The organism is Nocardia sp. NPDC101769 (genome assembly GCF_044766925.1).
Lineage (GTDB): Bacteria > Actinomycetota > Actinomycetes > Mycobacteriales > Mycobacteriaceae > Nocardia.
In genome coordinates this window covers 24,873-48,185 of record NZ_JBIWMX010000039.1, presented here as the reverse complement: position 1 = coordinate 48,185, position 23,313 = coordinate 24,873, and the positions used below count along the sequence as shown (strand labels likewise).

Below are 23,313 nucleotides of genomic sequence, written 5' to 3'. Positions count from 1 at the left end.
GCTAATCCTATGAATGATCAGGGAGTCCCGGTGCTGTATGCGATCGTTACCGGCTCGTCGAGAGCACCGGAAGTCGCGACGCTGGTTGATCTCGCGCAGGCCGGTGGCTGGGATGTGTGCGTGATCGCGTCTCCGTCCGGGCTCAGGTTCATCGACGCCGGGGCTCTCGAATCCAAGACGGGGTGGCCAGTGCGGAGTACGTATAAGGACCCTGGGACACCGGATCTGCTCCCACCCGCCGATGGGTTGATCGTCGCGCCACTGACGTGCAATTCGGCAGCGAAGTGGGCTACCGGGATCTCCGATACCCTTCCGCTCGGGCTGTTGGTTGAGGCCGTGGGGATGCAGAAGCCGGTTGTGGCGGTGCCGTATTCGAACGACGCTCAGATGAGTTTCCCGCCGATCCGCGACGCCCTTCGCAACCTCGGCCAGTGGGGCGTCACCGTGATTCCGGGCGAGCCCGGCGCGTCTCTGCCGTTGTCCAAGGCGTGGCAGGCGCTACTCGACCATCCGCGGCGCAATTCGTGACAGAGGGTGGTGTCGCGATCGGCCAGGGGGCATCTCGGTAGGTGTGTTTTTCGCCTGGACGTGCGTGGGTATTACTCGCGGGTTCGTGGTGTTGTTGATGGGCGGGTTTTTCGGGTGCGAGTACCGGCCGGCCGCCGGGTCTTATTTGTCCGTTTAGGGGGATCGTTAAGCCCTACACGGGATTCGGGTATGGCACGTGGTGCCCGGCAGACGGCATGATCTGTCATTGACATTGCGTTGCGCGAAGTCCCTTGCGCTGCTTGTGAATTCATTCATGCGCAGGCGGTCGGTTTGCTGGCATCCCAACAGTTTCCGTATCTTGGAGTAGCACGAACTGTTGGACAGTTGAATGGTAACGCAGTTGAGCGCCAATCGCTGCATACCCAGCGCCGTCATCCATATCTGCGGCACCGTGGTGCAGGCGTCCAACGGCGGCAACGCGCACCGGCAGGACAAGCACAAGAACAACGGGTCCCCCTATTACCTGACTGTTCCGATGCGGCTGACCCTCGAGCTTCGGGAATGGCGACGCCGCGCGGGCGATATCGACGAGGGCGCGCACGTCCTGGTGACGATGCGGAAAAAGCACCTGTCCATCGCAGGGGCCGAGGGACTGCTGCGGCGGGTCGTGGGGGGCATATCGATGGACTGGGTGCAGTACGGCAACTTCAGAGATACCGCCGCGACCCATGTCAGGGGTAAGACCGGTGATGCGTCGCGGGCGAGCGCTCAACTGGGGCATGCGGAAGCATCGACGGTCACGATCGTCCATTACATTGACAAGGAGGGCTACATTCGCCCGGCAGTGGACAACTCGGCGGCGATGGAATCGTCGAGGCCCTCAAAACTGGAGGGAGACTGGAATTCTGATGCAGCCCGGACGTGATCGAGGCGGTTGACCTCGATCGAGGCAGTTCTGGAACACTTCCTGTTGCACAGCTGACGATTCGAAAGGACCGCTCGTGCCCGACTATTCGTACAACCCTTACGCCCCGCTGCCCCAGGTCCCCAGCTTCACCGTTACCTCCGCCGACGTCACCGACGGAGCGCCGTTCGCGAACGATCAGGTCTCCGGAGTGTTCGGCGCGGGCGGCAAGGACATCTCCCCCCAGCTGTCGTGGTCCGGATTCCCGGCCGAGACCAAGAGTTTCGCGGTCACCGTCTACGACCCGGATGCTCCCACCTCGTCCGGCTTCTGGCACTGGGCCGTGGCCAATATCCCCGCCTCGGTCACCTCGCTGCCCAGCGGCGCCGGCAGCGAGGGCGGCAGCCTCCCCACTGGCGCCGTCCAGCTGCGCAATGACGGCGGGTTCCCCGGTTATGTGGGCGCGGCTCCGCCGGCCGGGCACGGGTACCACCGCTACTTCATTACCGTGCACGCCGTCGACGTGGACGCCTTGGACATCGATGCCAACGGCACCCCGGCCTACCTGGGCTTCAACCTGTTCTTCCACACGCTGGCGCGGGCCCAGATCATCGCCACCTACGAGGAGAAGTAGTAGCTTCGTCTGCGAAACCGTTGTGGCCCTGAGCGATTCGCTCAGGGCCACAGTCGTGTCCGGCTAGTCGGGGGTCGAGAGTTCGGCGAGCCCGCGCAGACCTGCGGCGAGATCTTCCGGCGTGGGGGAGTGATCGGGGTCGATGAGGTATTGGACCAGCAGGCCGCCGATGAGGGTTTGCAGGAGTGCGCCGATGGCGGGGTCGCCGGTGCCGAGGGCTGCGGTCAGGCCGGCGCGGGCTTGTTGCTGTGCGGCACCGGTTTCCGCGCGCAGGGTGGGGGAGTGCAGGGCCTGAGCCGTGGATTCGATATTGGCGGTCCAGATCACCCGGTCGGTGGTGAACGAGTCGATGAGTTTGTGCCAGAAGGTGTTCAGGCGGGTGGCCGGGTCGCCGGTGCGATCGGCGGGCAGGGAGTCGAGGATCTGCTGCACGGCGGCGGCGGTGGCCTCGAGCATGGCCTGGTTCAGCAGCTTGTCGCGGGTGCCGAAGTGGTAGTTGATGGCCGCGAGGTTGGCGCCGGAGGCGGCCACGATGTCGCGCACGGTGGTGCGGGCGTAGCCGCGGTCGGCCAGGCACTGCTTGGTCGCGGCGAGGAGGTCTTCTCGGGTTCCCACGGCGCTAGAGCCTAGCACCGGGTGAAACGGTCGTTTGTAACAGTTGTTTCAAACAGTTGTTTTGTACGCTCGTATGAAACGTGTGTATGGTCGAGTTCGGCACGATCCATCACACGGAAGTACGAGCCCCGAGATGACTCAGCAGAGACTGTTGTCCCCCTTCGAAACCAGCTACTTCGCCACCGACACCCGCCTCGGCAGCGTGCCGATCGGCGGGATGCCGCTGTTCATCGGCACCACCGTGCGCGGTGCGATCGACCCCGCCGTGCTGCGGCGGGTGCTCGGCGAACTCGCGGCCGGGCATGTGCTGCTACGCAGCCTGGCCGTCACCGTGGCGGGGGTATCGCGGTTCGACGTGAACGAGACCTATGTGCCGCCGCTGGAGGTGTATGACGGCGAGGCCGACCAGTACTGGGAACTGGTCAATACCCGCCCGGACTGGAGTGCGGGGTTGTTCCGGGCGGTGCTGCTGCGCGGGCCCGTGGTCAGCCGCATCGTGCTGGTCATCCATCACGGGATCAGCGATGGGCGTTCGGCTTTCGCGCTGCTGGACGAGATGTGGCGGCGCTACAGCGCACACTTCGCGGGAACGGCACTACCGCTGGAGGATTCGGATCGGGACCTGCTCGACGGGGTCGATCAACTGCTGGCGCGGGTCACGACCGACGCCGAGGTCGACGGATTCCTCACGCAGGTAGGGGAGATGGCGGCGAACGTCGGGCCCGAGGCGGCACCGCGGACCTTGCCGCACGACGGCGACGGGTCGGGCGATCCCGGCGGGCGATTGGCGTTGCGCCGCGTCGAATTGTCGCCCGGTCACACCGACGAACTGGTGGAGGTGGCACGCGGACAAGGGATCTCGGTCAACAGCTTGCTGGCCGGTGCCGCCCTGGCGGCGGTGCGCGCCGAGCTCGCCGAGGACGGGCCGCTGCCGTTGATGTGTGGGCATGCCGCAGATCTGCGACCGGAACTGTCGCCGCGACTGCCGGTCTCGACGATGCTCAATTGCGCCTCGGGGGCGGGGACCCCGGCGCTGGTGGATCGGGATGCCGATCCGCGGGCGCTGGGCGCGGTGGTCGACGCGACCATGCGGCAGATGCTGGACACCCGGTTCCCGGCGCTGTTCATGCGGGCCGCGCAGCGGGCGCTGGCGCCGGAGGTGGCGGCGGTGCTGTCGAGTGCGCCGGCGATCGCACTGTCGAATATGGGCCGGCTGCCCGCGCATCCGATGCCCGCGGGCCTGGAGTTCGTGCGGGACGAGGTGTTCGCGATGGCGGCCGGCATGCCGCCGAAGATGACGATCTTCACTGTCGGAGATCGGCTGACGATTCAGGTGGAGTACGACACCGCCGAGCACAGTCACCGCCGGATGGGGCGGATCGCCGAGTCGATGAGCGATCTGCTGGCACGGGTGACCCGGTCCGCCGCGGCGCGCGGGTGACACCACCGGCGACGCGGCGCCCGTAGCCGCGGACGCGAAAACAGCTGTGGGCCTGGACGACTCGTCCAGGCCCACATTTGTTCCGGTGGCGTGTGGTGGCCGCGCGACCCCGGATCAGCTCATGTTGATCACACCGCCCGGCGGCGGGGTCAGATACAGCGCGGCGATCTCGGTGGCGTATTTGGCCGCGATCGGGTTGCGCTTGAGCTTGAGGGTCGGGGTGAGTTCGTCACCGCCGGGTTCCCAGCCCAGATCCAGGATGGTGAAGCGCTTGATCTGCTCCACCCGCGAGAGCTTGGCATTGGCCTCGGCGACCGCGGCCTTGATCTCGGCGACGATCTCCGGGTGCGCGGCCAGGGTCTTCAGCTCGGCGTCGGGCGTGCCCAGGGCCTTGGCCCGCACCACCGCGGTGTCCGGGTCGAGCACGATGAGCGCGGAGATGAACGGCTTGGCGTCACCGATCGCCACCACCTGGCCGACCAGCGAGGACACTGCCTTGACGGTGTTCTCGATATTGGTGGGAGACAGGTTCTTTCCCGCCTCGTTGATGATGAGTTCCTTCTTGCGGTCCACGATGCTGACGTAGCCGTCGCCGTCGATGGTGGCGACGTCACCGGTGTGCAGCCAGCCGTCGCCGTCGATGGCTTCGGCGGTCTTGTCGGGCATCTTGCGGTAGCCGTGGGTGACGATGCCGCCGCGGACGAGCAGTTCCCCGTCCTCGCCCAGGCGAATCTCCACCCCGCGCAACGGAACACCGACGGTGCCCGGCTTCGGCTTGGCCAGCGGGGTGTAGGTGCCGACGCCGGAGGTCTCCGACATTCCCCACACCTCGGTCACCGTGAAGCCCAGGCCCAGCAGGTATTCCAGGGTCTCCGGCGGGATCGCGGCCGCGCCGGAGGCGGCGACGCGCAACTCGTCGAAGCCCAGGGCGTGGCGCAGCTTCGACAGCACCAGCGCATCGGCCAGCTTGTGCTGCACATCCAGCAGCGGGCCACGGCCGGTGCCGGCCAGATCCGCGCGGGCGGCCTGCGCGCCGACCCCGAGCGCCCAGTTGGCCAGGGCCTTCTTCACCGGGCTGGCCTCGGTGGCGAGCTTGGCGTCGATCCCGGCCTTGATCTTCTGCCACACGCGCGGCACGCCGAAGAACGCGGTCGGGCGGGCGTCGGGCAGGGCGGCGGCGATCTCCCGCGGGTCGGGCACGCAGGTCACCTGCACGCCGGTGAACAGATTGGCGCAGTGGCCCGAAATACGGTCGGCCACATGGGCGGCCGGCAGGTAGGACACCGAGCGGTCGTCGAGGCCGACGGTCAGCGGGCCCTCGACCAGGCCCACGATCTGAGCCACCACATTGGCGTGGGTGAGCTCCACACCCTTGGAGGGGCCGGTGGTGCCCGAGGTGTAGATCAGCGTCGCGACATCGTCGGGCTGCACGGCCTGCCAGGCGGCATCGAAGTCGAAGTCCTCCTTCGGCGCGGCCTCCACCTCGGCCAGGGTCAGCGTGCCCGCCGCCGAACCCTCCACCAGCACAATGTATTCCAGCTCGACGCCCGCCGCGCGCACCACGTCCAGGAACGCGGGCTCGGTGATCACGACCTTGTTCTCGGCATTGGTGAACAGGTGCGCGATCTGCTCGGGGGAGCTGGTGTTGTAGATCGAGAACGGCGTCGCCCCGACGTGCAACGCCGCGGTATCGACCAGATTGAATTCCGGCCGGTTGGTCAACATGATCCCCACGGTGTCCCCGCGCCCCACCCCCAGCCCGGCCAGCCCCGCCGCGATGGCGCGCACCCGCTCCCCGTACTCGCGCCAGGTGATCTGCTGTGTCCCCCCGACCGTCCGCAGTGCCACCTGCCCCGGCCGCAGCGTCAATGTCTCCTGGAACGCCTGCGGAATCGTGTGAACGGTCTTCCCAGTTGCGTGCGCATACCCGATGTCAGTCGTCATAACCCTTTTCCCGATTGCCTCTCGCTTCACCCGCCACACGCGCACCCACCTGCGCGAACCTCGACGTCCGAGAGAACGACCAACCCGATCACGCGATGGCCACGCGCCATCTGTGGCGCGGCTCACTCATCGTAACCAGACCATCACGGTTGTGTCGCGGGCTACATCGGCCATACCGGTGGCCGGAATTATCGATCGGGGCGATGCCCGGTGGAATCTCTGGTCCGTGAACCGAATCCCGCCGATCCTTCTGCTGCCGGGCGCGGATAGCCGTGGTTGGTGGTTCGCCGTTTGGCCTCCATGTACCGTGCCGCCCGCTCGCTACGCGGCTCGGTCACCAGCGGTACCGCTTCGACCTTCAGCCCTGCATCCTGTACGGCCTGCACCTTGTCCGGATTGTTGGTCATCAGACGCACCTCACGCAGACCAAGATCGGACAGTGCGTCCGCCGCATGGTCGTAGCAGCGAGAGTCGATGGGATGGCCCAGCATTCGGTACGCGTCGAAGGTGTCCGCCCCCGTCTGTTCGCCGGTTCGCAGCCCCATCGCCTTGACCACCAGGCCTTCGCCCCGGCCTTCCTGTTCCAGGTAAATGAGCACGCCCTGGCCGTCCTCGTCCTGGATCAGGTCCATGGCCAGCTCCAATTCCGGTCCGCAGTCACAATCGTCGGACTGGAGGACATCTCCATAGAGGCACCGTGAGTGGATGCGAACCAGGCATCCATCACCCGGGTGGCCGAAAACCAAAACGTGGCCGAGGATCTGTCCGGAGGCCCCATCGGGATCGTCGCGCAGTTCCACCACCCGCACCGGCATCTCCCGACCCTTACGAGAGAGTGAATGCTCGGTCAGCTGAAGGTCTTCCACCGCATCCCCGTCGATAGTTCGCCTCGAGTAATTATGGCCGAACCATCCGGAGATCCGCCGCCGCCTCTGGAAAATCGACGCAGCTTCGAACGCCGAAGATCGCTCTACCGCAATCGATTACGGGTGTTCAATGTGCGGACTCGGGCTGCCAGCAAACGACGTCGCGGCGACAGGTACCGTCCTGCAACCAGGCCGGCGGCGGCAGCGAATCCGACCGCGCAAGCAGCGAATCCACCAGCGGGGAGCACTGCAGACGGAACCGCACGTTCCCAGACCGCAATCGCCGCCGGACGCGCCGCAATGGCCAGTGCGGCCGAGGCCAGCCCGAAAAGGAGCAACGTCGCGGCGCTGCACACACGGTTGCTCCAGCGATGAAGCCACCACCACCGCGGAATGCGGTGCCCACGGTGAACTCGTTTCGCGGCCAAGTAGTCGCGGACGGATTGGTTGCGTGGCTCAGTGACGAGAGGCACCGTGGTGATGGCCAAACCTTCCTCGCGCAGAGCCTCTGCTTTGTCCGGGTTGTTGGTCAGCAGCCGAATCGACTGCAAGCCCAACTGCAGGAGGGTTTCTGCAGCGTGGGCATACGTGCGCGAGTCGGGCGGCAACCCCAGCGCCCGGTAGCTGGCGAACGTGTCGATGCCGCGCTCTTGGCTGAGGCGATAGCCGCGCGCCTTGTTGAGCAATCCAGCGCCCCTGCCCTCCTGCTCGAGGTAGACGAGGACTCCGTGACCTTCGCATTGGATCTGGTCCAAAGCCTCCATCAGCTCCGGCCCGCAATCACAGTCTTCCGACGCGAGGGCATCGCCGTACAGACAGCGTGAGTGGACACGGACCAGGCAGCCATTCCGGGGATTGCCGAAGATTAGCGCATGACCAAAGCTCGCACTGTGGTTCACTTCGACGATCCGGACGTCCACATCATGTCCGCGACGCGTGAAACGGTGTTGCGGCTCAACCAATTCCGGCGCCTGAGCAGGGGTGCGCCAGGTCGACGGGCGGCACTCCTGTGTACCTGCTGTGTCCACGCGATCCCCTGCTGTCCTCGAACGTTCCTTCGGATAGGCAAAAAGGCCCGTGTGACCGCGCGGAATTCGCGGCACAGACATGGGCCCGGCGCAGTCTAGCGCGACGGAACCCGCCAGGCTCGCCTTCGACACAGAGTTTGGTTACTGAAAGTTAGCCGACTCGCCAGGATCGCTGCCATCACGGGCAGCGAAATCCTCGACGCGCTCCATCGATGGCATAGCGTCGGCGTTGAAAACGGGTTCGGTCGCAGCCATTGCCGCCATCGCCCATTCGAAGTCCGCACGGTCGGCCCTTCGGCCAGATGTCACCAATCGGTAGGTCAAGGCCGAGGCGAACGCTGACGCCGCACCGGCGGCGCCCGGCAACACCACTGGGGTCCGCGAGATCTCGAGCGGGGCATGACGGCTGCGATACACCGCGCAACGCGAGCCGTCGAGAACACATACGGCATCGGTGCCGAAGCAGAGTATCCGCTTTACTGCTTCATCAGACGATTCTCCCGGCCAGAGGCTTTCCAGCTCGGCCGGGGTACCGATCAAGTAGTCGATCGCGCGCAGGTAACGGTGGATGGCCATCGGAAGGACCTGCGCCGGTGACACATTCACGATCAGCCACGGCGCCTTCGCAGCCCCTCGACGGCCGGCCTTGAGTGCGTCCACCACGCGTAGCACCTGTTCCACGACGTCCACCGATTGTTCGAAGGTGATCACCACTGCCTTCGATTGGCCGATGACTTGACGGGTCGGCAAGGCATTCAGGTCGTCCTCATCCAGCCGGAGACGACTCTCCTTGAATGCGATTGCCCCGTACTGTCCGCTCAACGTCATGAGCACGGCGGTCACCGGCGTGCGAGCACGCAACTTGACCCGTATCAGGCTTGTATCGACATCGTTCTCCGTCAGGTAGTCCTGGACCCAGCGACCTTCTGCATCGTCTCCGACAGCGGTCATGAGCCTGACGTCGAGCCCGAACCTGGCCAGCGCCACCGCGCGATTCAAGCCCTTTCCGCCAGGGTGGCGACGGTGGTCACCCCACACCGACCTACCTACCTGTGGGATCTCCTCCACGACATAGATGTCATCGATGACGGCGTCCCCGACGATCATCACAGTGCCGCTCCCGGGAGTGATCGGGACCGAGCCCGAAACCAGCAGCGTTGCCAGTGCGGTGAACGCCTGCGTCTCGGGCGCCCCTCGCAGACTCCGCACCGTCGGAGCCGGAGGAATATCGTCGGTCTGCCACGCCTCATGCAATTCGCGCCACCGCAGAGTCAGGAATCGACGCCGCTCACCGAGATCGGGAGCATACAGATGCTCGAGATCGATTCCGGCGGGGGATGTTTCACGAAGCAGACCAAGGCAGAGCTCGGCATCGATGATCAGTCGAAGGGTGGCGGGCAATTCACCGGCCGCCTGGGAAATGACCGCCGACGCTGCTGCCTGGGGTGTCGTCCGGAGCCGGTGCGCATAGCGCCGCACGACGCTGAGCTGCAGGAGTGCGGTGGTGTCGATCTCGGTATTGTCCAGCCGGACCAGGCTGAGTCCCGAGCGCTTGCGCAGGCGGATGAGGATGCCGCGCACGGCGGCCATGCCGGGATCCTGAGGCACCTTGGCCGGACCGGCATTTCGAGGGGTCTCGTCGCTCGCCATCCGTCTCAACACTCGCCGTTCGACTCAACAGTACCGCCGGGCAGGTTTAACGAACAGGGAAAACGTCAATTCCCTTGTGGCAACGGCAAATGCCGAACCATGACGGCAAATGCCATACTGGACTAGACGAAAGTCGTCCCCCTCCAGCTGGTTCGGAGGTCCTGATGCTGGGAGCGATTCTCCTGATTCGTCGCTTTCACCGCGGGGTACGCGCGGCGGCGGGCGAGCCCGAGACGGAGCGCGACGGCGAAGTCGCGGGTATCCAGGCCAGCTGATTGGTTCTTTTCGTTTCAGCACAACCACATTCGTCTACGTTGTCGTCCGCTGGAATCGCGTTCACCACTCCTCGGCAACGACTTTCACCGGCCGATCATCGCCAGTCGATCGGCCGGTTCGAGGCGTTCCGGAAACCGCCGGCCCTCTCGGCGACGACCCTCACGGAATCGGAGTCCGTCGTGATCTACGAGAGCAACTCATCGATCACATGCAGCGACAGCCCGGAATGGGCCCGGCGCCTAGCGAGGTGCCCGGAGCCGGCATGGGCGCTGAGCTGGCGACCTGAGCCACTGTTGACCAGGGAACAGGCCCGAGCAGCCCTCGAACTGACCGAGATATGCAGCGGCAGTGCCGAACCCGATGAGCATGCCGATGTGCTCGCCGCCGAGCTCGGGACCACGGTGCGACATGTGATGGCCATATTGCAGCAGCGTCGGCGACAGAGGGGGGAACCTTCGTGATGATCTATTACTTCATGATCTATTACTTCGACGAGATGGGTGGCGATGGGAAGCGACATCTCGAAGTCTTTTTGGGGCGGGGAGGAATTCGTGACACCGGTGAAATACCGACTGATTGGAATGCGATGCTGGGAGGACATTCGATGAGGGGATGGCAAGGCCCGGTGCGGTTATCGACCGCGGCGGGCGGAAGATGGCGCGGGGGCGGAGATCCCGTGGCTCGCGTCCACAGCCTTGGGAGGACCTTGTGACTCTGGATATCACCGCGCGGGCCATGACCAGCGATCTCAGTCCCGAGTATGCGTTTCGGGTGGTGGGGCGCCGGGAACGCGAGTGGCGGTTGAGTTGGTTGCCGCAGCAGCGGCTGTCTCGGGAGCAGGCACAGGCGGGGATGGAACTGGATGAGTTGTTGTCAGATCCTGCGGTTGTCCACGACGAGCAGGCGCATCTGGCGGCCGCGGAGCACGCGGCTCGGTTGGGGATCGGGGTGGACCGGGTGGTGATGCTGTTGGCACAGCGTCTGGCCGAGCGCCTGTATCTCGATCTGGAGCCGGGCCATACCACCGACGTCGAGGCGCCGATACCGGCTCTGATCGATTCTTCTCCCGGCTCGCGGACACCCGCGCACGCCGGTGCTCGCTCACGGCATCTGTGGGGCTGATCGAAAAGCGTTGCCGCCGAGGCTCGGCCGCTTCGCCGACCGGGAATCATGGTCGGCGGAGGGGTACGGATGACCGTCCACTGCACCCGGCCGGACGGAACGTCGCGGCCGGGCGAGCGGAACTGTACGGTCAGGCGCTGGTTTCGTGTTCAGCGCCGACGGCTTCGGAGAGGTTCGTGTAGCCGTGGGTGCGGAGTTTGGCGGCAAGGCCGCGGTGGATTCGCTTGGCCCAGAAGGGGCCGCCGTAGATGAAGCCGGTGTAGCCCTGGAGGAGGGATGCACCCGCCAGGATGCGTTCCCAGGCTTGATCGGCGGTTTCGATGCCGCCGACCGAGATCAGGGCGAGTTTGTCGCCGACTCGGGCGTAGAGGCGGCGCAGGACTTCGAGGGAGCGGTCGGCGACGGGGGCGCCCGAGAGCCCGCCTGCGCCGATCGGTTCCACTTCGGAGGCGGGGGTGCGCAGGCCGTCGCGGCGGATGGTGGTGTTGGTGGCGACGATGCCGGCCAGGCCGAGTTCGACGGCGAGGTCGGCGACGGCGTCGATGTCCTCGTCGGACAGGTCGGGGGCGATCTTGACCAGGACGGGGACCGAGACGGTGTCGAGGACCGCCTGCAGGATCGGGCGAAGGGAGGTCACCGCCTGCAGGTCGCGCAGGCCGGGGGTGTTGGGGGAGCTGACGTTGACGACCATGAAGTCGGCCAGCGGGCCCAGCAGCTTCGCGCTGATGGCATAGTCGCTCGCGGCGTCCTCGGGTTCGACGACCTTGGTCTTGCCGATGTTGGCGCCGATGGGGACGCCGCCGGGCAGCCGCGCCGCCAGGTGTTCGGCGGCGGCGGCCGCGCCGAAGTTGTTGAAACCCATGCGGTTGATGAGCGCCCGGTCCGCGGGCAGGCGGAACAGCCGGGGGGCCGGGTTGCCGGGCTGGGCCTGGGCGGTGACGGTGCCGATCTCGGCATAGCCGAAACCGAGCGGGCCCCACGCGTCGACGCCGTCGGCGTTCTTGTCGAAGCCGGCGGCCAGACCCAGGGGCGCGGGGAAGTCCACGCCGAACACGCGGGTGCGCAGGATCGGATCGTCGGCCACCAGCAGCCTGCCGGCCAGCGCGCGGCCCGGGGCGAAACGAGTCGCGAGCCGCATGGCGGCGAAGGCCAGGTGGTGGATGCGTTCCGGCGGCAACAGGAACATCACCTTCAGCAACAGGCTGTACAGGCGCTCATACATGGGGGGTTACATCACCGCCTCGGGTGTCGGGGATAGCAGGGGGGTCTTGCGGCGGCGCAGTAACACGCGACGGCTGCCGTCGGTGTAGGCGCGCACCCGCGACAACTCCCAGCCGCCGTATTCGGCGTGAATGGACAGCCGCATGGAGGCGGTGACCCTGCTGATGCCGGGCGGCAGCCGCAGGGGCACGTATTCCCATTCGTCGCTGGATTCCTCCCAGCCCTCCGGTAATGTGCGCGATTGGTGCGCCGATCGTGAGGCCCGAGCCATCACTGCCCTCTCTTCCGCTGGTTCGCGCCGATCCGTTGCAGACCGTCACCGGTCGCGGATCCCACGAACATGTCACCGGTGCGACCGTCGATGGTCACCGCGTTGGGCTGGCGCACCGTCGGGTAGCGCCCCACCTCTACCGGTATACCCGTCGACAGGTCGTAGCCGACGACTTCGTTGCTGCCTGTCAGCGTCACCCACACGGTCTCGGACCGCTGATCGTAGGCGAGTGCGTAGGGCGAAGAGCCTACCGGGAAACGCTGGTGCAGGACCAAGGGATCGGCGGTGTAGACCAGCAGTTCCTGCCCGGCGGTATCGGTGACGATGCGGCGGCCGAAGTGGTCGCCGATCATGTTCGAGGCCCCGTCGCCCGCGCGCAGCGACAGCCCGAGCTTGCTGGTGCCGTCGAGCTGGACGATAGCGGTCTGGCGGCGATCGAGCACGACCACCGCGCCGTCACCGGCCTCGACGGCATCGGCGGAGGACAGACCCGAAATGCTGTGGCGCACAGTGCCGTCCGCGTCCAGCAGCAGCACCTTGCCGTTGGCCAGGCCCGCCACCAGCGAGCCGTCGGGGCGCAGTGCCACCGCGTGCACGTCGCCGTCGATCGTGATCTCGCCGACCTTGGCCGAGGCGGCGTCGACGCGAAGGATCTTGCCGGGCACCGCGACCAGGATCTCGCCGGGCTTGCCGAGCGCCAGCGAGGCGGCCCTGCCCGGCAGCGGGACATCGGTGGTCTTGTGGTTGCCGGGCGTGGCGTTGTCGGTGAGCCGCAGCACGGGCGCGTCGCCGACGATGGTCGCCGCGGCGAGGATTCCGGTGGCCGGTTCGGAGACCAGCAGCGAGATCGGGGTGCTGGGGGTCACCTCCCCGGCGGGCGCCGCGGTGGCCGCGGGCGCGGCGGCGGGGGTGGCAGGGTCGCGAGTGGCGTTGTCGGCGTTGTTCTCCTGGGAGGAACAGCCCGCCAGCAGGGTCACCACGGTCACACCCGCGAGGGCTGAACCGATCCAGCCGCGACGGCGCATGCAGCGAACTCCTTACTGACCGAACTGACCGACGAAATCATGCGTGCTCCCTTATCTGACCATGATCGGTCACCACACCCCACAAGCGGGGGTCTTCGCGGCGGCGTGGCGCGCGCCTGCCCGGCCGATTTGCATGATGTGACATGGGCTTTCGGTGGCGCTGTCGGCGGGTGCGGTTACCGTGGATGGCAAAAGCGTGCTGTATCAGGGAGATCTGTTGGTAGCCGACCACACCTCGGGCTTCACCGTCGAAGACGTGACCGTGGGTCGTTACGCGCACGGGTTCGGGGTCACCGCGGACGGGCGGTCCTTCGCGTTCCGCACCCACCGCGCGACCCTCACCCTCGAGATCTACCGGCCCGGGCTGGCCACCGCCGTGCCGGGCCCGGAGGACGTCGAAGCGGTGGCGCTGGCGCCGGTGACCGATATCGATCTCGACGACGAGCGCAGCGTGGTGGCGCTGGTACGCGATCTGATTCCGCAGGCCACGCGGGTGCCGGCCACGCAGCCGCGCGAGGCCATCACGGTGCGGGCGCTGCTGGGCCGGCTCAGCGCGGTCATCGACGGCATGTGAGCCGGCCGAGCGGAAGCGATGTCTGCGACACAGGAATCATCCTCGGGCGCAGCGCGTGACAAACTAGCGGCACACAACCGCAGTTCGAGCTGACGAGGATGTTGATGCGACTTCGACGACCGGCCGCCGCCGCGCTCCTGCTGATCGTGCTCGGCGCGTCGATCGCCGCGTGCGGCGGCTCCGACGACGAGTCCAAGGTGGCCCAGGCACGGTCCTCGGCGTACGCGGCACTGAGCTCGTCCTCGGCCGCCGCGGCCGCGCAGAGCAGCGCCAACAAGCCGACCATCCCGACCGCGCAGGAGCTGGACGCCCAGATCAAGAGCGCGCTGGATCCCAATCTGCCCGACAGTGACCGGACCGCGCTGATCGAGGACGGGGAGACGTTCAAGGATGCGATCCCGGACATGTACAAGGCGCTGGCCGATCATCCGCGCGCGGTGTACGGGGTCAAGGACCCGGTGTTCGACAATCACGACGGCACTCTGACCGCGACGCTGAGCCTGGACAAGGACGGCACCGGCACCGATGTGCGCACCACGGTGGTGCATTTCGTGTACAAGGACGGGCGCTGGAAGATCTCGCGCACCGACCTGTGCGGCATTCTGCGTTCGGCCGACTACAAGACCGCGGCCTGCGGCTGATGCTCGAGGCCGGATCCCTGCGGTGGGGGCGGCTGATCCACCGTTTCCGGTTCGCGGTGTTCGCCGTGTTCGGGCTGGTGGTGCTGGCGTCGGGGTTCTACGGGCGGGACCTGGGCGATCACCTCACCCAGGAGGGCTGGTTCGACGAATCGAGTCAGTCGGTGGCGGCGTCGAAGCTGGCCGATGCCACCTTCGGGCGCGACACCGACGCGGATCTGATCGCCATCTACACCGCCCCGCCCGGGCTGACCGTCGACGACGAGCCGGTGCGCTCGGCGGTGGCGGCGGAGTTGACCCGCCTGCGCACCGAGCATCCCGATCGGATCCTGAAGATCGACTCGTATTGGGACGGCGCGCTGATGGGGCAGTTCGCCGACGCCTCACGCACGCACGCCTTCGCCAGCATCGGGCTGCGCGGGCGCGGCGGCACCGACACCGTCGACAACTATCTGGCCATCAAGAGCGAATTCCACGCGGGCGCAACCGGTTCCGGGCCGGGCGGGACGACGGTGCAGCTGGCCGGATTGCAGCCGGTGGTGGAGGGCATCAACACCGGCATGCAGGACGACATCCACCGGGCGGAGCTGATCGCGCTGCCGCTGGTGGCGATCCTGCTGTATTTCGTGTTCGGCGGCGTGGTGGGGGCGCTGCTGCCGGTGTTGATCGGCGGCATGACGATCCTGGGCAGTCAGGGCATCATGCGGCTGCTGACGAATCATCTGCAGGTCAACGTGTTCGCCTCGGCGGTGGTCACGCTCGTGAGCCTGGGGCTGGCGATCGACTACGGCCTGTTCGCGGTGACCCGGTTCCGGGAGGAACTGGCGGCGGGCCGCAGCGTCGAGGAGGCGACCGCGCGGACGGTGGCGACGGCAGGGCGGACGGTGTTGTTCTCGGCGGCGATCATCGCGGTGAGCCTGGGCGCGTTGTTCATCTACCCCAATGGTGTGCTGCGATCGGTACCGCTGGGCGGTATCTCCTCGGTTCTGCTGGCGGCGGTGCTATCGGTGACGGCGCTACCGGCGGTGTTGTCGATCGTGGGGCGGCGTATTGATCTGTGGGGCCGGTACGGGCCGGCCGGTGTTCGCACCGCCGAGCAGATCGATGCCGGATTCTTCTCGCGGCTGGCGCTCTTCGCGATGCGCAAGCCGTGGCTGGTGATCGTGCCGGTGGTGCTGATACTGCTGGTGCTGATCCTGCCGTTCCGCAGTATCGAGTTCGGGGGTCTGAGCGAGCGGTATCTGGCGTCGGACAATCCGGCGCGGGTGGCACAGCAGGACTTCGACCGCGTGTTCCCGCAGTTCCGCACCGAGCCGTTGAAGCTGGTGGTCGTGGGCGCGAACCCGCAGCAGCTCTCCGATATCCGCTATACGGCCGATCAGATCGTCGGCCCGGAGATGACGGGGCCGTTCGATCCGGCCGCGCCGACCAAGGATCGGGTGACGGTGCTGGCCAGCGGGCTGCGCGACAAACGCGACGCCGACAGTGTGATCGCGGCGCTGCGTTCGATCCCGCAACCGGACGGGGTGCAGGTGATGGTCGGGGGTGTGCCCGCACTGGAACGCGATTCGATCCAGGGGCTCATCAAGGGGCTGCCGCTGCTGGCGGCGATCCTGGTCGTGGCGGCGATCGCGTTGATGTACGCGGCGTTCCGGTCGCTGGTGCTGGCGATCAAGGCGGTGGTGATGAGCGCGCTCAGCCTCGGCGCCACCCTGGGGGTGCTGACCTGGATCTTCGTGGAGGGCCACGGCGCGGGCCTGTTCGATTTCACGCCGGGCCCGCTCATGTTCGCGGTGCTGGTGCTGATCGTGACTGTGCTGTTCGGCCTGTCGACCGACTACGAGGTGTTCCTGCAGTCGCGGATGGCGGAGGCGCGCGCGGCGGGAGCCGGTGCGCCCGAGGCGATCCGCTACGGCATCGCACACACCGGCGGCGTGATCACCTCGGCGGCGGCGATTCTGATCGTGGTGACCGGGGCGTTCGGGTTCTCAGATCTGGTGCTGATGAAATACATTGCCTACGGCATGATCGCGGCACTGGTGTTGGACGCCACCGTGATCCGCATGTTGTTGACTCCTGCGGTGTTGAAGTTGGTCTGGCGATGAGCGTGCTCAAAGGCGCGAACCTGTTGGTGATGTTCCTGCTGGAACTGTTGGTGCTGAGTGCGGCGGCGTGGTGGGGTTTCACCGTGTCCGCCCCGATCGTGGTGCGGGTGCTGCTGGGGCTGGCAGCCCCGGCGGTGTTCATCGTGGTGTGGGCGCTGTTCGGCGCGGCCAAGGATCCCCGGTTCCCGCAAACCGGTTGGCGGCGCGTGGTCTTGGAGGTCGGGTGGTTCGGCGCGGCGTCGGTGCTGCTGGGCCTGGCCTGGACTCCGGTGGCGGGTGTGGTGATGTTCGCGGTGTGGCTGGGCAACGGCGTGCTGCGGCTGCTGTGGGGTCAGCAGCAGCTCTGATCGGCGCTGCCGCCGTGCGGGCCGGGCCGAATGCGCATGGCCCGCACGGGTTTCGGCGGGTCAGCCGCGGACGGGCAGCACCAGTTGCGCGCCGGTCACCGGGTGGTCGAAGACGTCGACCGGGTGCTGGTAGACGCGGGTGAGCAGTTCCGGGGTGAGGATCTGGCGGGGCGGGCCGTCGGCGGCGATGCGCCCGGCTTCCAGGACGGCGACCCGGTCGGCGTAGGCGGCGGCGACACCGAGGTCGTGCAGCACGACCACGACGGCCGCGCCCGCGGCGGCGCGCTCGCGCGCCAGGTGCAGCACCTGCTCCTGGTGGCCGAGATCGAGTGCGGCGGTCGGCTCGTCGAGCAGCAGGGTCGCGGTGTCCTGGGCCAGTACCCGGGCCAGGGCGACACGGGCGCGTTCACCGCCGGACAGGGCCGGGAAGGGTCGGGCGGCGAAGCGTTCGACGTCGGTGGCGGCCATGGCGGCGGCGATCGCCTCGTCGTCGTGGTCCTGACGGTCGGTACGCGCCCACGGGGAGCGTCCCATGGCCACGACTTCGCGTGCGCGGAACGGGAATCCGACGGTATGCGACTGCGGCAGCACCGCGCGGCGGCGCGCCATGTCCAGGTGGGTCCAGTGGGTCAGGGCGTGCCCGTCGAGTTCGACGCTGCCGCCGGACAGTTCGAGTTCCCCGGCGAGCGCGGCCAGCAGCGTGGACTTACCGGCGCCGTTGGGTCCGACCAGCGCCACGATCTGCCCGGCGATCACCGGGAAATCGACGCCCTCGAGGACCGTGCGGTCACCGCGCTTGGCGCTGACGTTGCGGGCGCGCAAGGTGACCGCGCCCGGTTCGGGCATCTCCGGCAGTGCCGGGGAACGCCCGAAAACCGCTGCCAGCCCACGGAGACCGCTCATGCCCAGCCTCCCGATCGTGCGCGGGTGCGGCGCAGCAGCCAGAAGAAGAACGGCCCGCCGACCAGCGAGGTGATCATGCCCAGCGGCAGGTCCGCGTTGTGGACCAGGGCGCGGGCCCCGATGTCGGCGGCAACGAGTACCGCCGCGCCGAGGATCGCCGACAGTGGGATCAGCACCCGGTGTCCGGGCCCGACGAGCATGCGCACCAGGTGCGGCACGATCAATCCGACGAACAGGATGATGCCGGTGAAGGCGACGCCGGCGGTGGCGAGCACCGCGACGACCACGATGATGTTGCGCCGCAACCGTTCCACGTCGACACCGAGGTGGCGGGCCGCGGATTCACCGAGGGCGAGCAGGTCCAGGCGCGGGGCCATCCAGATCGCGGCCGCGATACCGAGCAGGGTCAGCGGCCACACCACGTTGACCGCCTGCCAGGTGGCGCCGTTGAGGCTGCCCATCTGCCAGAACACCAGCTGATCGCGTGCCGCCGGGGACGCCTTGAACAGCAGGAAAGAGATCACGCCACCGGCGAAGGCGTTGATGGCGACACCGGTGAGGATCAAGGTCACCACTTCGGTGCGGCCGCCCGAGCGCGAGAGTAGATACACCAGCAGGGTGGTGCCCAGCCCGGCGACGAACGCACCCGCCGCCACCGACCAGGCCGCGGTGAACGCGCCGCCGACCACGATGACCGCACCCGCCCCGACCGCCGCGCCCGCGGACACGCCGATGACGCCGGGTTCGGCGAGCGGGTTGGCGAACACACCCTGCAGCAGCGCGCCCGCGGTGGCAAGTGCCGCGCCCACGAGCACCGCGAGCACGACGCGCGGGAACCGCACCTCCCACAACGTCACGTATCCGGCGGGATGGTGCGGCAACGGCCCCCAATCCAGCCCGATGCGGTGGAACACGCTGCCTGCGACCTCGGCGGGGCTGGTCGGCACCTGTCCGATGGCCGCGGAGAACAGGGCCAGCACAACCAGTCCGGCCAGGGCCGCGGCGAAGATCAGCGTGGTGCGCGAGCGGCTGCGCCGACCGGCCGGAGCCCGGTCGACGCTGGCCGGAAACCGGTGTGCGGCAACAGATTCCTGCTCGGATTCGGAGACCTCGACTGCCCTGTGACCGGTAGTTGCGTTCCTCGGTGTCCCGGAGGGTGGGTTCGTCGCGTTGCCCGCGGCCGGGTGGGCCCCGTTGGCATCCGGTGCGTCAGTGCCCGGTGTGGTGGCCGAATCGGGTTGCGGGGCTTGCGGGTCGGTCATGCGTTGCTGGTGCCGTAGACGGCTTTGACGAGGGCGGTGAGGACGCGGCCGGTGTTCGGGCCGAAGGACAGCAGCACGGCGTCGGACATGTCGACCACCCGGCGGTCGCGCCCGGCGGGGGTCTGGGCGACGCCGGGGATCTTCTCGAGCCCGTCGACGCCGCCGACGGAGGCCAGGCCGTCGGTCATGAGCAGGAAGACGTCGGGGGCGGCGGCGATCATGGCTTCGCTGGTGATGGGCAGGAATTCCTGGGTGATGCCCGACGCGGTGCCGGCGTCGATGCCGCCGAGAGCGGTGATCAGCGAGTCGGCGCCGGAGCCGGGGCCCGCGATCATGGTGATGGCGGTGCTGCGCAGGTACAGGAACGCGATCTTGGGCTTCGAATCCTGGTGCGGCACCGAGGCGGTGGCCGCGGAGATCTCGTCGCGGGTGCGCTGCGCCAGGGCCTTGCCGGCGTCGGGGACGCCGAGCGCGGCGGCGACGGCCTGGATCTGGGGGACGACGCCGTCCATGGTGCGCTGCGGGTCGAAGTAGACCACGGTGATGCCCAGCGCCTTGAGCTGCTCGCGCAGGGCGGGGGTGACGGCGGTGGTGTCGGTGAGGAACACCGTGGGCCGCAGTGCCGCAACCGATTCCACGCTCAGGGTGCCCGCGCCGCTGGAGACGGTGGGCAGGTCCTGGACGGCGGGGAACGCCGCAGAGTTGGAGCGGCCGACCAGTTTTGACCGGAGGCCGAGCGCGACGACGGTCTGGGCGAGGGTGCCGTACCGGTCGGCGGCAATGATGCGGCTGGTGTCGGTGACAGTGACGTCGCTGCCGTCGAAGGACTTCACGGTCGCTGGGAGCACCGGGGTGGGTTCGGGTCCGATCGCCACCGGGTCGAGGTCGCCGACACTGGCCGTCACCGGGCCGCGGGTGCCGCTGGTGCCGGAGGTGCCGCTGCTGCAGGCGGTGACGCCCGCGACCAGGCCGATGCCGAGCAGCATGATCAGCAGCGTGCGGGCGGCCGAGCGGGCATTCACGAGACACCTCATGCAGGTAAGGTTAGCCTTGCTCATTCTGTGCGTGCGCTCACGTCTCCCAGTGCGGCGGTGATGGCGCGCGGTAGCTCGAGGGTTTCGGCGGCCAGAATCCCGGTGAGTTGCCCGATATCCCGCGCCCCCACCAGCATCGTCGCCACCGCGGGCTGATCGCGGATCCAGGCCAGCGCCACCGCCAGCGGTGAGGTGCCCAGCCCGTCGGCGGCGGTGACCACCGCGTCGACCACCCGCACCGCGCGATCGTCGAGGTGGGCGGTGATCTCGGCGGCGGTGGCCTCGTCGGCGCCGCGCGAGTCGGCGGGCACGCCGTCGCGGTATTTGCCGGTCAGGATGCCCCCGGCCAGTGGCGCGGTGGCGATCAGGCCGATGCCGTGATGCTGTGCGGCGGGCACGAATTCGTGTTCGACCCCGCGTGCGAGCAGCGAGTACTGGGTGGTCGCGGCGGTGATGGGTGCCGCGGCCGCCAGGGTGGCCAGCTGCCAGCCGTCGTAGCCGCGCGCGCCCGCGTAGCGCACCCGCCCCGAGCGCACCGCCCACGACAGGGTGTCGGCGATCTCCTCGAGGGGGGTGTGCGGGTCCCAGGCGGCGACGGTCCACAGGTCGAGGTGGTCGGTGCCGAGCTGGCGCAGGGTGTGGTCGAGCTGGCGCATCATGGTGCGCCGGGAGGCATCGACGGTCCAGCGCACTGCGGCGGGCGCTTCGGCGGCGGCGTCGCTGAGTATCGGTGTGTATCCGGCACTTCCGGACAGCACGAGGTCCTCGCGCCCGACCTCGGAGAGTAGTTCGCCGAGAATGTGTTGCGCGGCGCCGTCCCCGTAGGCGGGGGAGGTGTCGACCAGGGTGCCGCCTGCTTCGACGAACGCCATCAGCTGGGCGGCCGCGTCCTCGGCGTCGGTTTCCCTGCCCCAGGTGTGGGTGGCCAGCCCGAGCCTCGAGACCCGCAGTCCGCTGCGGCCGACCGTCCGTTGTTCCATCACCGCGCTTGCACTTTCGTCACACGCGTCAGCCTAGGCCCACCTGTCGCATCTGCTGGGCTACGGCCCGCGGCGAGCGCGGCGGGTCGATGCCGGGCCGTGGCGATACCTCGGATTTCCCGCATGCATGTCCGAATTCGGACATCCGCCCGGTAGGGTCGCTGCGGTGTTGCGGCGCGGACGCGCCGGGGCGGTGGCGATTCGGGCGCGGTGTGGCGCCGAAATCCGCACCGGGAGCGACGATTCGGGACTGGAGGGTGTGTGGGCGAGTCGATGACGTGGGTGCAGGCGCTGGTGCTGGGCCTGGTACAGGGTGTGACGGAATTCCTGCCGATATCCTCCTCGGCGCATCTGCGCATCACCTCGGCGGTGTTCTTCGGCGACGATGCGGGCGCGTCGTTCACCGCGGTCACCCAGCTGGGCACCGAGGCGGCGGTGCTGGTGTACTTCGCCAAGGACATCTGGCGCATCCTGGTCGCCTGGTGCACCACGATGTGGTCGAAGGTTGCCGCGCCGCAACGGGTTTCGGTGCCGTTGCCCGAGCGTGCGACCACCCGGCTGCCGGTGCTGACCGAGGACGGGCGCTTCTCCTTCGGCCCCGATCCCGATATGCAGCGCGAGCTGGACTATCGGATCGGCTGGTATGTGATCATCGCCACCGTCCCGATCGGGGTGCTGGGCCTGCTGCTGAAGGACCAGATCCGTACCGGCGCACGGAATCTGTGGCTGGTGTCGATCATGCTGATCGTGTTCGCTCTGGTGATCGCGGCCGCGGAGTACTACTCGGGCAGGGCATACGGTCGCCGGCGCCGTCCGATCGAGCTGCTGACCACCCGCGATGGCCTGATCATGGGGCTGGCGCAGTGCCTGGCCCTCATTCCGGGCGTGTCGCGTTCGGGCGCAACCTCGTCGGCGGGCCTGTTCTGCGGTCTGACCCGGGAGGCGTCAGTGCGGTTCTCGTTCCTGCTGGCGATCCCGGCGGTGGTGGCCTCGGGCCTGTTCAGCCTCCCCGATGCGTTCGAACCCGCTGGTGAGGGCCTCAATGCATCGGGTCCGCAGCTGCTCGTGGCGACCATCGTGTCCTTCGCGGTGGGGTACGCGTCGGTGGCGTGGCTGCTGAAATTCGTGGCGCGGCACTCGCTGGACTGGTTCGTCGGTTACCGCATCCTGCTGGGGTCGACGCTGATGGCGCTGCTGGCGACCGGCGTCGTGTCGGCGACGTAGCCAGTAGGCTGTCCCGGTGACGGTGATCCTGTTGCGGCACGGCGTGTCCACGTCGAATACCGCTCGCACCCTGGCCGGCCGCAGTGCGGGCGTCGATCTGACCGACCGTGGACGCGAACAGGCGCAGAGCCTGATGGAGCGGCTGGGATCACTGCCCATCGAACACATCGTGTGCTCGCCGCTGCTGCGCTGTCAGCGCACCGTCGCACCCCTGGCCGACAAGCTCGGACTCGAACCCGAACCCGACGAGCGCCTGCTCGAGGTCGACTACGGCGACTGGACCGGCAAGGCCCTCGCGGACCTGATGGGCGAGCCGTTGTGGAAGGTGGTGCAGCGCCACGCCTCGGCCGCGACCTTCCCCTCCGGAGAGTCCTTGGCACAGGTGCAGTTTCGGGCCGTGTCCGCTGTCCGCGAACGGGATCGGCAGTTCGCGGCCCGGCATGGTAGCGATGTGTTGTGGATTGCGTGCACGCACGGCGACGTCATCAAATCGGTGCTGGCCGACGCGTTCGGCATTCACCTCGACGGGTTCCAGCGCATCGTGGTGGAGCCGGCGTCGATCAGTGTCATCCGCTACACCCCGACCGCCCCGTACGTGTGGCGGGTCAACGACACCGGGACGGACCTGTCCGGGTTGGCGGCGATTTCACCGCGAACCGGCGGCGAATCGCGCTCGGGGCCGGTTCCCGGCGGAGAAACGGGTACCACCGACAGTACGGATAATGGGGTAGCGGAACGCCCCGATTCATAAGTGTGAGTG

23 protein-coding genes are annotated in these 23,313 nt (G+C 67.8%); 11 read left to right on the top strand and 12 right to left on the bottom strand.

From position 1 onward, the window contains the following. Window positions 1–30 precede the first annotated feature (30 nt). The 3 genes from ACIRRA_RS39350 (at window position 31) to ACIRRA_RS39340 (ending at window position 2,027) form a co-directional block, all read left to right on the top strand. Window positions 31–528, top strand: a complete 498-nt coding sequence (locus ACIRRA_RS39350; protein ID WP_402779355.1) for a flavoprotein — start codon at window positions 31–33, stop codon at window positions 526–528. Window positions 529–889: 361 nt separating this feature from the next. Then, window positions 890–1,414 carry a hypothetical protein gene (locus ACIRRA_RS39345; RefSeq protein WP_402779353.1) on the top strand — a complete coding sequence of 175 codons (525 nt, stop codon included), beginning with the start codon at window positions 890–892 and terminating at the stop codon, window positions 1,412–1,414. A 76-nt stretch (window positions 1,415–1,490) separates the two neighbouring features. Beyond that, a complete protein-coding gene (locus tag ACIRRA_RS39340; RefSeq protein ID WP_402779351.1) occupies window positions 1,491–2,027 on the top strand; it encodes a YbhB/YbcL family Raf kinase inhibitor-like protein in 537 nt (178 codons plus the stop codon). A gap of 63 nt (window positions 2,028–2,090) precedes the next feature. Here ACIRRA_RS39340 and ACIRRA_RS39335 read toward each other — a convergent pair whose 3' ends face one another. After that, window positions 2,091–2,642 (bottom strand): TetR/AcrR family transcriptional regulator, encoded by a 552-nt coding sequence (locus tag ACIRRA_RS39335; RefSeq protein WP_402779349.1) that lies wholly within the window; start codon window positions 2,640–2,642, stop codon window positions 2,091–2,093. A gap of 133 nt (window positions 2,643–2,775) precedes the next feature. On the opposite strand from ACIRRA_RS39335, the gene ACIRRA_RS39330 reads away from it, so the two are divergent. Further along, complete coding sequence (locus tag ACIRRA_RS39330) at window positions 2,776–4,083, top strand: hypothetical protein (RefSeq protein WP_402779347.1); 1,308 nt, start codon at window positions 2,776–2,778, stop codon at window positions 4,081–4,083. Window positions 4,084–4,197: 114 nt separating this feature from the next. Here the strand turns inward: ACIRRA_RS39330 and ACIRRA_RS39325 are convergent, their stop codons facing one another. The 4 genes from ACIRRA_RS39325 to ACIRRA_RS39310 form a co-directional block, all read right to left on the bottom strand. Beyond that, window positions 4,198–6,027: an AMP-dependent synthetase/ligase gene (locus tag ACIRRA_RS39325; RefSeq protein WP_402779345.1), complete on the bottom strand. Its 1,830-nt coding sequence runs from the start codon at window positions 6,025–6,027 to the stop codon at window positions 4,198–4,200. 188 nt (window positions 6,028–6,215) lie between these two features. Beyond that, window positions 6,216–6,827 carry a GTP cyclohydrolase II gene (locus ACIRRA_RS39320; RefSeq protein WP_402779343.1) on the bottom strand — a complete coding sequence of 204 codons (612 nt, stop codon included), beginning with the start codon at window positions 6,825–6,827 and terminating at the stop codon, window positions 6,216–6,218. A gap of 170 nt (window positions 6,828–6,997) precedes the next feature. Then, window positions 6,998–7,921: a GTP cyclohydrolase II gene (locus ACIRRA_RS39315; RefSeq protein ID WP_402779341.1), complete on the bottom strand. Its 924-nt coding sequence runs from the start codon at window positions 7,919–7,921 to the stop codon at window positions 6,998–7,000. Window positions 7,922–8,062: 141 nt separating this feature from the next. Further along, window positions 8,063–9,571, bottom strand: coding sequence for a carbohydrate kinase family protein (locus tag ACIRRA_RS39310; protein ID WP_402779339.1), 1,509 nt, complete (start codon window positions 9,569–9,571; stop codon window positions 8,063–8,065). 984 nt (window positions 9,572–10,555) lie between these two features. Between ACIRRA_RS39310 and ACIRRA_RS39305 the strand changes: the two genes are divergently transcribed. Beyond that, window positions 10,556–10,969: a hypothetical protein gene (locus tag ACIRRA_RS39305; RefSeq protein ID WP_402779337.1), complete on the top strand. Its 414-nt coding sequence runs from the start codon at window positions 10,556–10,558 to the stop codon at window positions 10,967–10,969. 130 nt (window positions 10,970–11,099) lie between these two features. Here the strand turns inward: ACIRRA_RS39305 and ACIRRA_RS39300 are convergent, their stop codons facing one another. From ACIRRA_RS39300 to ACIRRA_RS39290, 3 genes are read right to left on the bottom strand one after another with little or no spacing between them, the layout of a single operon-like run. Then, entirely contained in the window at window positions 11,100–12,179 is a 1,080-nt protein-coding gene (locus ACIRRA_RS39300; protein WP_402779431.1) for a quinone-dependent dihydroorotate dehydrogenase, read from the bottom strand. Window positions 12,180–12,197: 18 nt separating this feature from the next. Further along, the gene (locus tag ACIRRA_RS39295) at window positions 12,198–12,461 is read right to left on the bottom strand and encodes a DUF5703 family protein (RefSeq protein ID WP_357005688.1); all 264 of its coding nucleotides are present in this window, start codon (window positions 12,459–12,461) and stop codon (window positions 12,198–12,200) included. Further along, a complete protein-coding gene (locus tag ACIRRA_RS39290; RefSeq protein ID WP_402779334.1) occupies window positions 12,461–13,486 on the bottom strand; it encodes a hypothetical protein in 1,026 nt (341 codons plus the stop codon). Before ACIRRA_RS39290 ends, ACIRRA_RS39295 begins: the two co-directional genes overlap by 1 nt. 181 nt (window positions 13,487–13,667) lie before the next feature. Here ACIRRA_RS39290 and ACIRRA_RS39285 point away from each other — a divergent pair, with 181 nt between their 5' ends. The 4 genes from ACIRRA_RS39285 (at window position 13,668) to ACIRRA_RS39270 (ending at window position 17,150) form a co-directional block, all read left to right on the top strand. After that, window positions 13,668–14,060, top strand: a complete 393-nt coding sequence (locus tag ACIRRA_RS39285; protein ID WP_402779332.1) for a hypothetical protein — start codon at window positions 13,668–13,670, stop codon at window positions 14,058–14,060. A gap of 104 nt (window positions 14,061–14,164) precedes the next feature. Next, window positions 14,165–14,701 carry a hypothetical protein gene (locus ACIRRA_RS39280; protein WP_402779330.1) on the top strand — a complete coding sequence of 179 codons (537 nt, stop codon included), beginning with the start codon at window positions 14,165–14,167 and terminating at the stop codon, window positions 14,699–14,701. Then, a complete protein-coding gene (locus tag ACIRRA_RS39275; protein WP_402779328.1) occupies window positions 14,701–16,803 on the top strand; it encodes an MMPL family transporter in 2,103 nt (700 codons plus the stop codon). The genes ACIRRA_RS39280 and ACIRRA_RS39275 overlap by 1 nt, the downstream gene beginning before the upstream one ends. Further along, window positions 16,800–17,150: a YrdB family protein gene (locus tag ACIRRA_RS39270; RefSeq protein ID WP_402779326.1), complete on the top strand. Its 351-nt coding sequence runs from the start codon at window positions 16,800–16,802 to the stop codon at window positions 17,148–17,150. Before ACIRRA_RS39275 ends, ACIRRA_RS39270 begins: the two co-directional genes overlap by 4 nt. Window positions 17,151–17,210: 60 nt before the next feature. Here ACIRRA_RS39270 and ACIRRA_RS39265 read toward each other — a convergent pair whose 3' ends face one another. The 4 genes from ACIRRA_RS39265 to ACIRRA_RS39250 are packed head-to-tail and all read right to left on the bottom strand — an operon-like array spanning window position 17,211 to window position 21,329. Further along, window positions 17,211–18,053, bottom strand: coding sequence for a heme ABC transporter ATP-binding protein (locus tag ACIRRA_RS39265; protein WP_402779324.1), 843 nt, complete (start codon window positions 18,051–18,053; stop codon window positions 17,211–17,213). Then, window positions 18,050–19,315 (bottom strand): iron chelate uptake ABC transporter family permease subunit, encoded by a 1,266-nt coding sequence (locus ACIRRA_RS39260; RefSeq protein ID WP_402779322.1) that lies wholly within the window; start codon window positions 19,313–19,315, stop codon window positions 18,050–18,052. The genes ACIRRA_RS39265 and ACIRRA_RS39260 overlap by 4 nt, the downstream gene beginning before the upstream one ends. Beyond that, complete coding sequence (locus ACIRRA_RS39255; RefSeq protein WP_402779320.1) at window positions 19,312–20,349, bottom strand: hemin ABC transporter substrate-binding protein; 1,038 nt, start codon at window positions 20,347–20,349, stop codon at window positions 19,312–19,314. The genes ACIRRA_RS39260 and ACIRRA_RS39255 overlap by 4 nt, the downstream gene beginning before the upstream one ends. A gap of 20 nt (window positions 20,350–20,369) precedes the next feature. After that, the gene (locus ACIRRA_RS39250) at window positions 20,370–21,329 is read right to left on the bottom strand and encodes an aldo/keto reductase (protein ID WP_357005662.1); all 960 of its coding nucleotides are present in this window, start codon (window positions 21,327–21,329) and stop codon (window positions 20,370–20,372) included. 273 nt (window positions 21,330–21,602) lie between these two features. Here ACIRRA_RS39250 and ACIRRA_RS39245 point away from each other — a divergent pair, with 273 nt between their 5' ends. Together ACIRRA_RS39245 and ACIRRA_RS39240 are read left to right on the top strand one after the other, a co-directional pair. After that, window positions 21,603–22,553 carry an undecaprenyl-diphosphate phosphatase gene (locus ACIRRA_RS39245; RefSeq protein WP_402779429.1) on the top strand — a complete coding sequence of 317 codons (951 nt, stop codon included), beginning with the start codon at window positions 21,603–21,605 and terminating at the stop codon, window positions 22,551–22,553. A gap of 16 nt (window positions 22,554–22,569) precedes the next feature. Then, entirely contained in the window at window positions 22,570–23,304 is a 735-nt protein-coding gene (locus tag ACIRRA_RS39240; protein ID WP_402779317.1) for a histidine phosphatase family protein, read from the top strand. The last annotated feature ends 9 nt before the right edge of the window (window positions 23,305–23,313 follow it).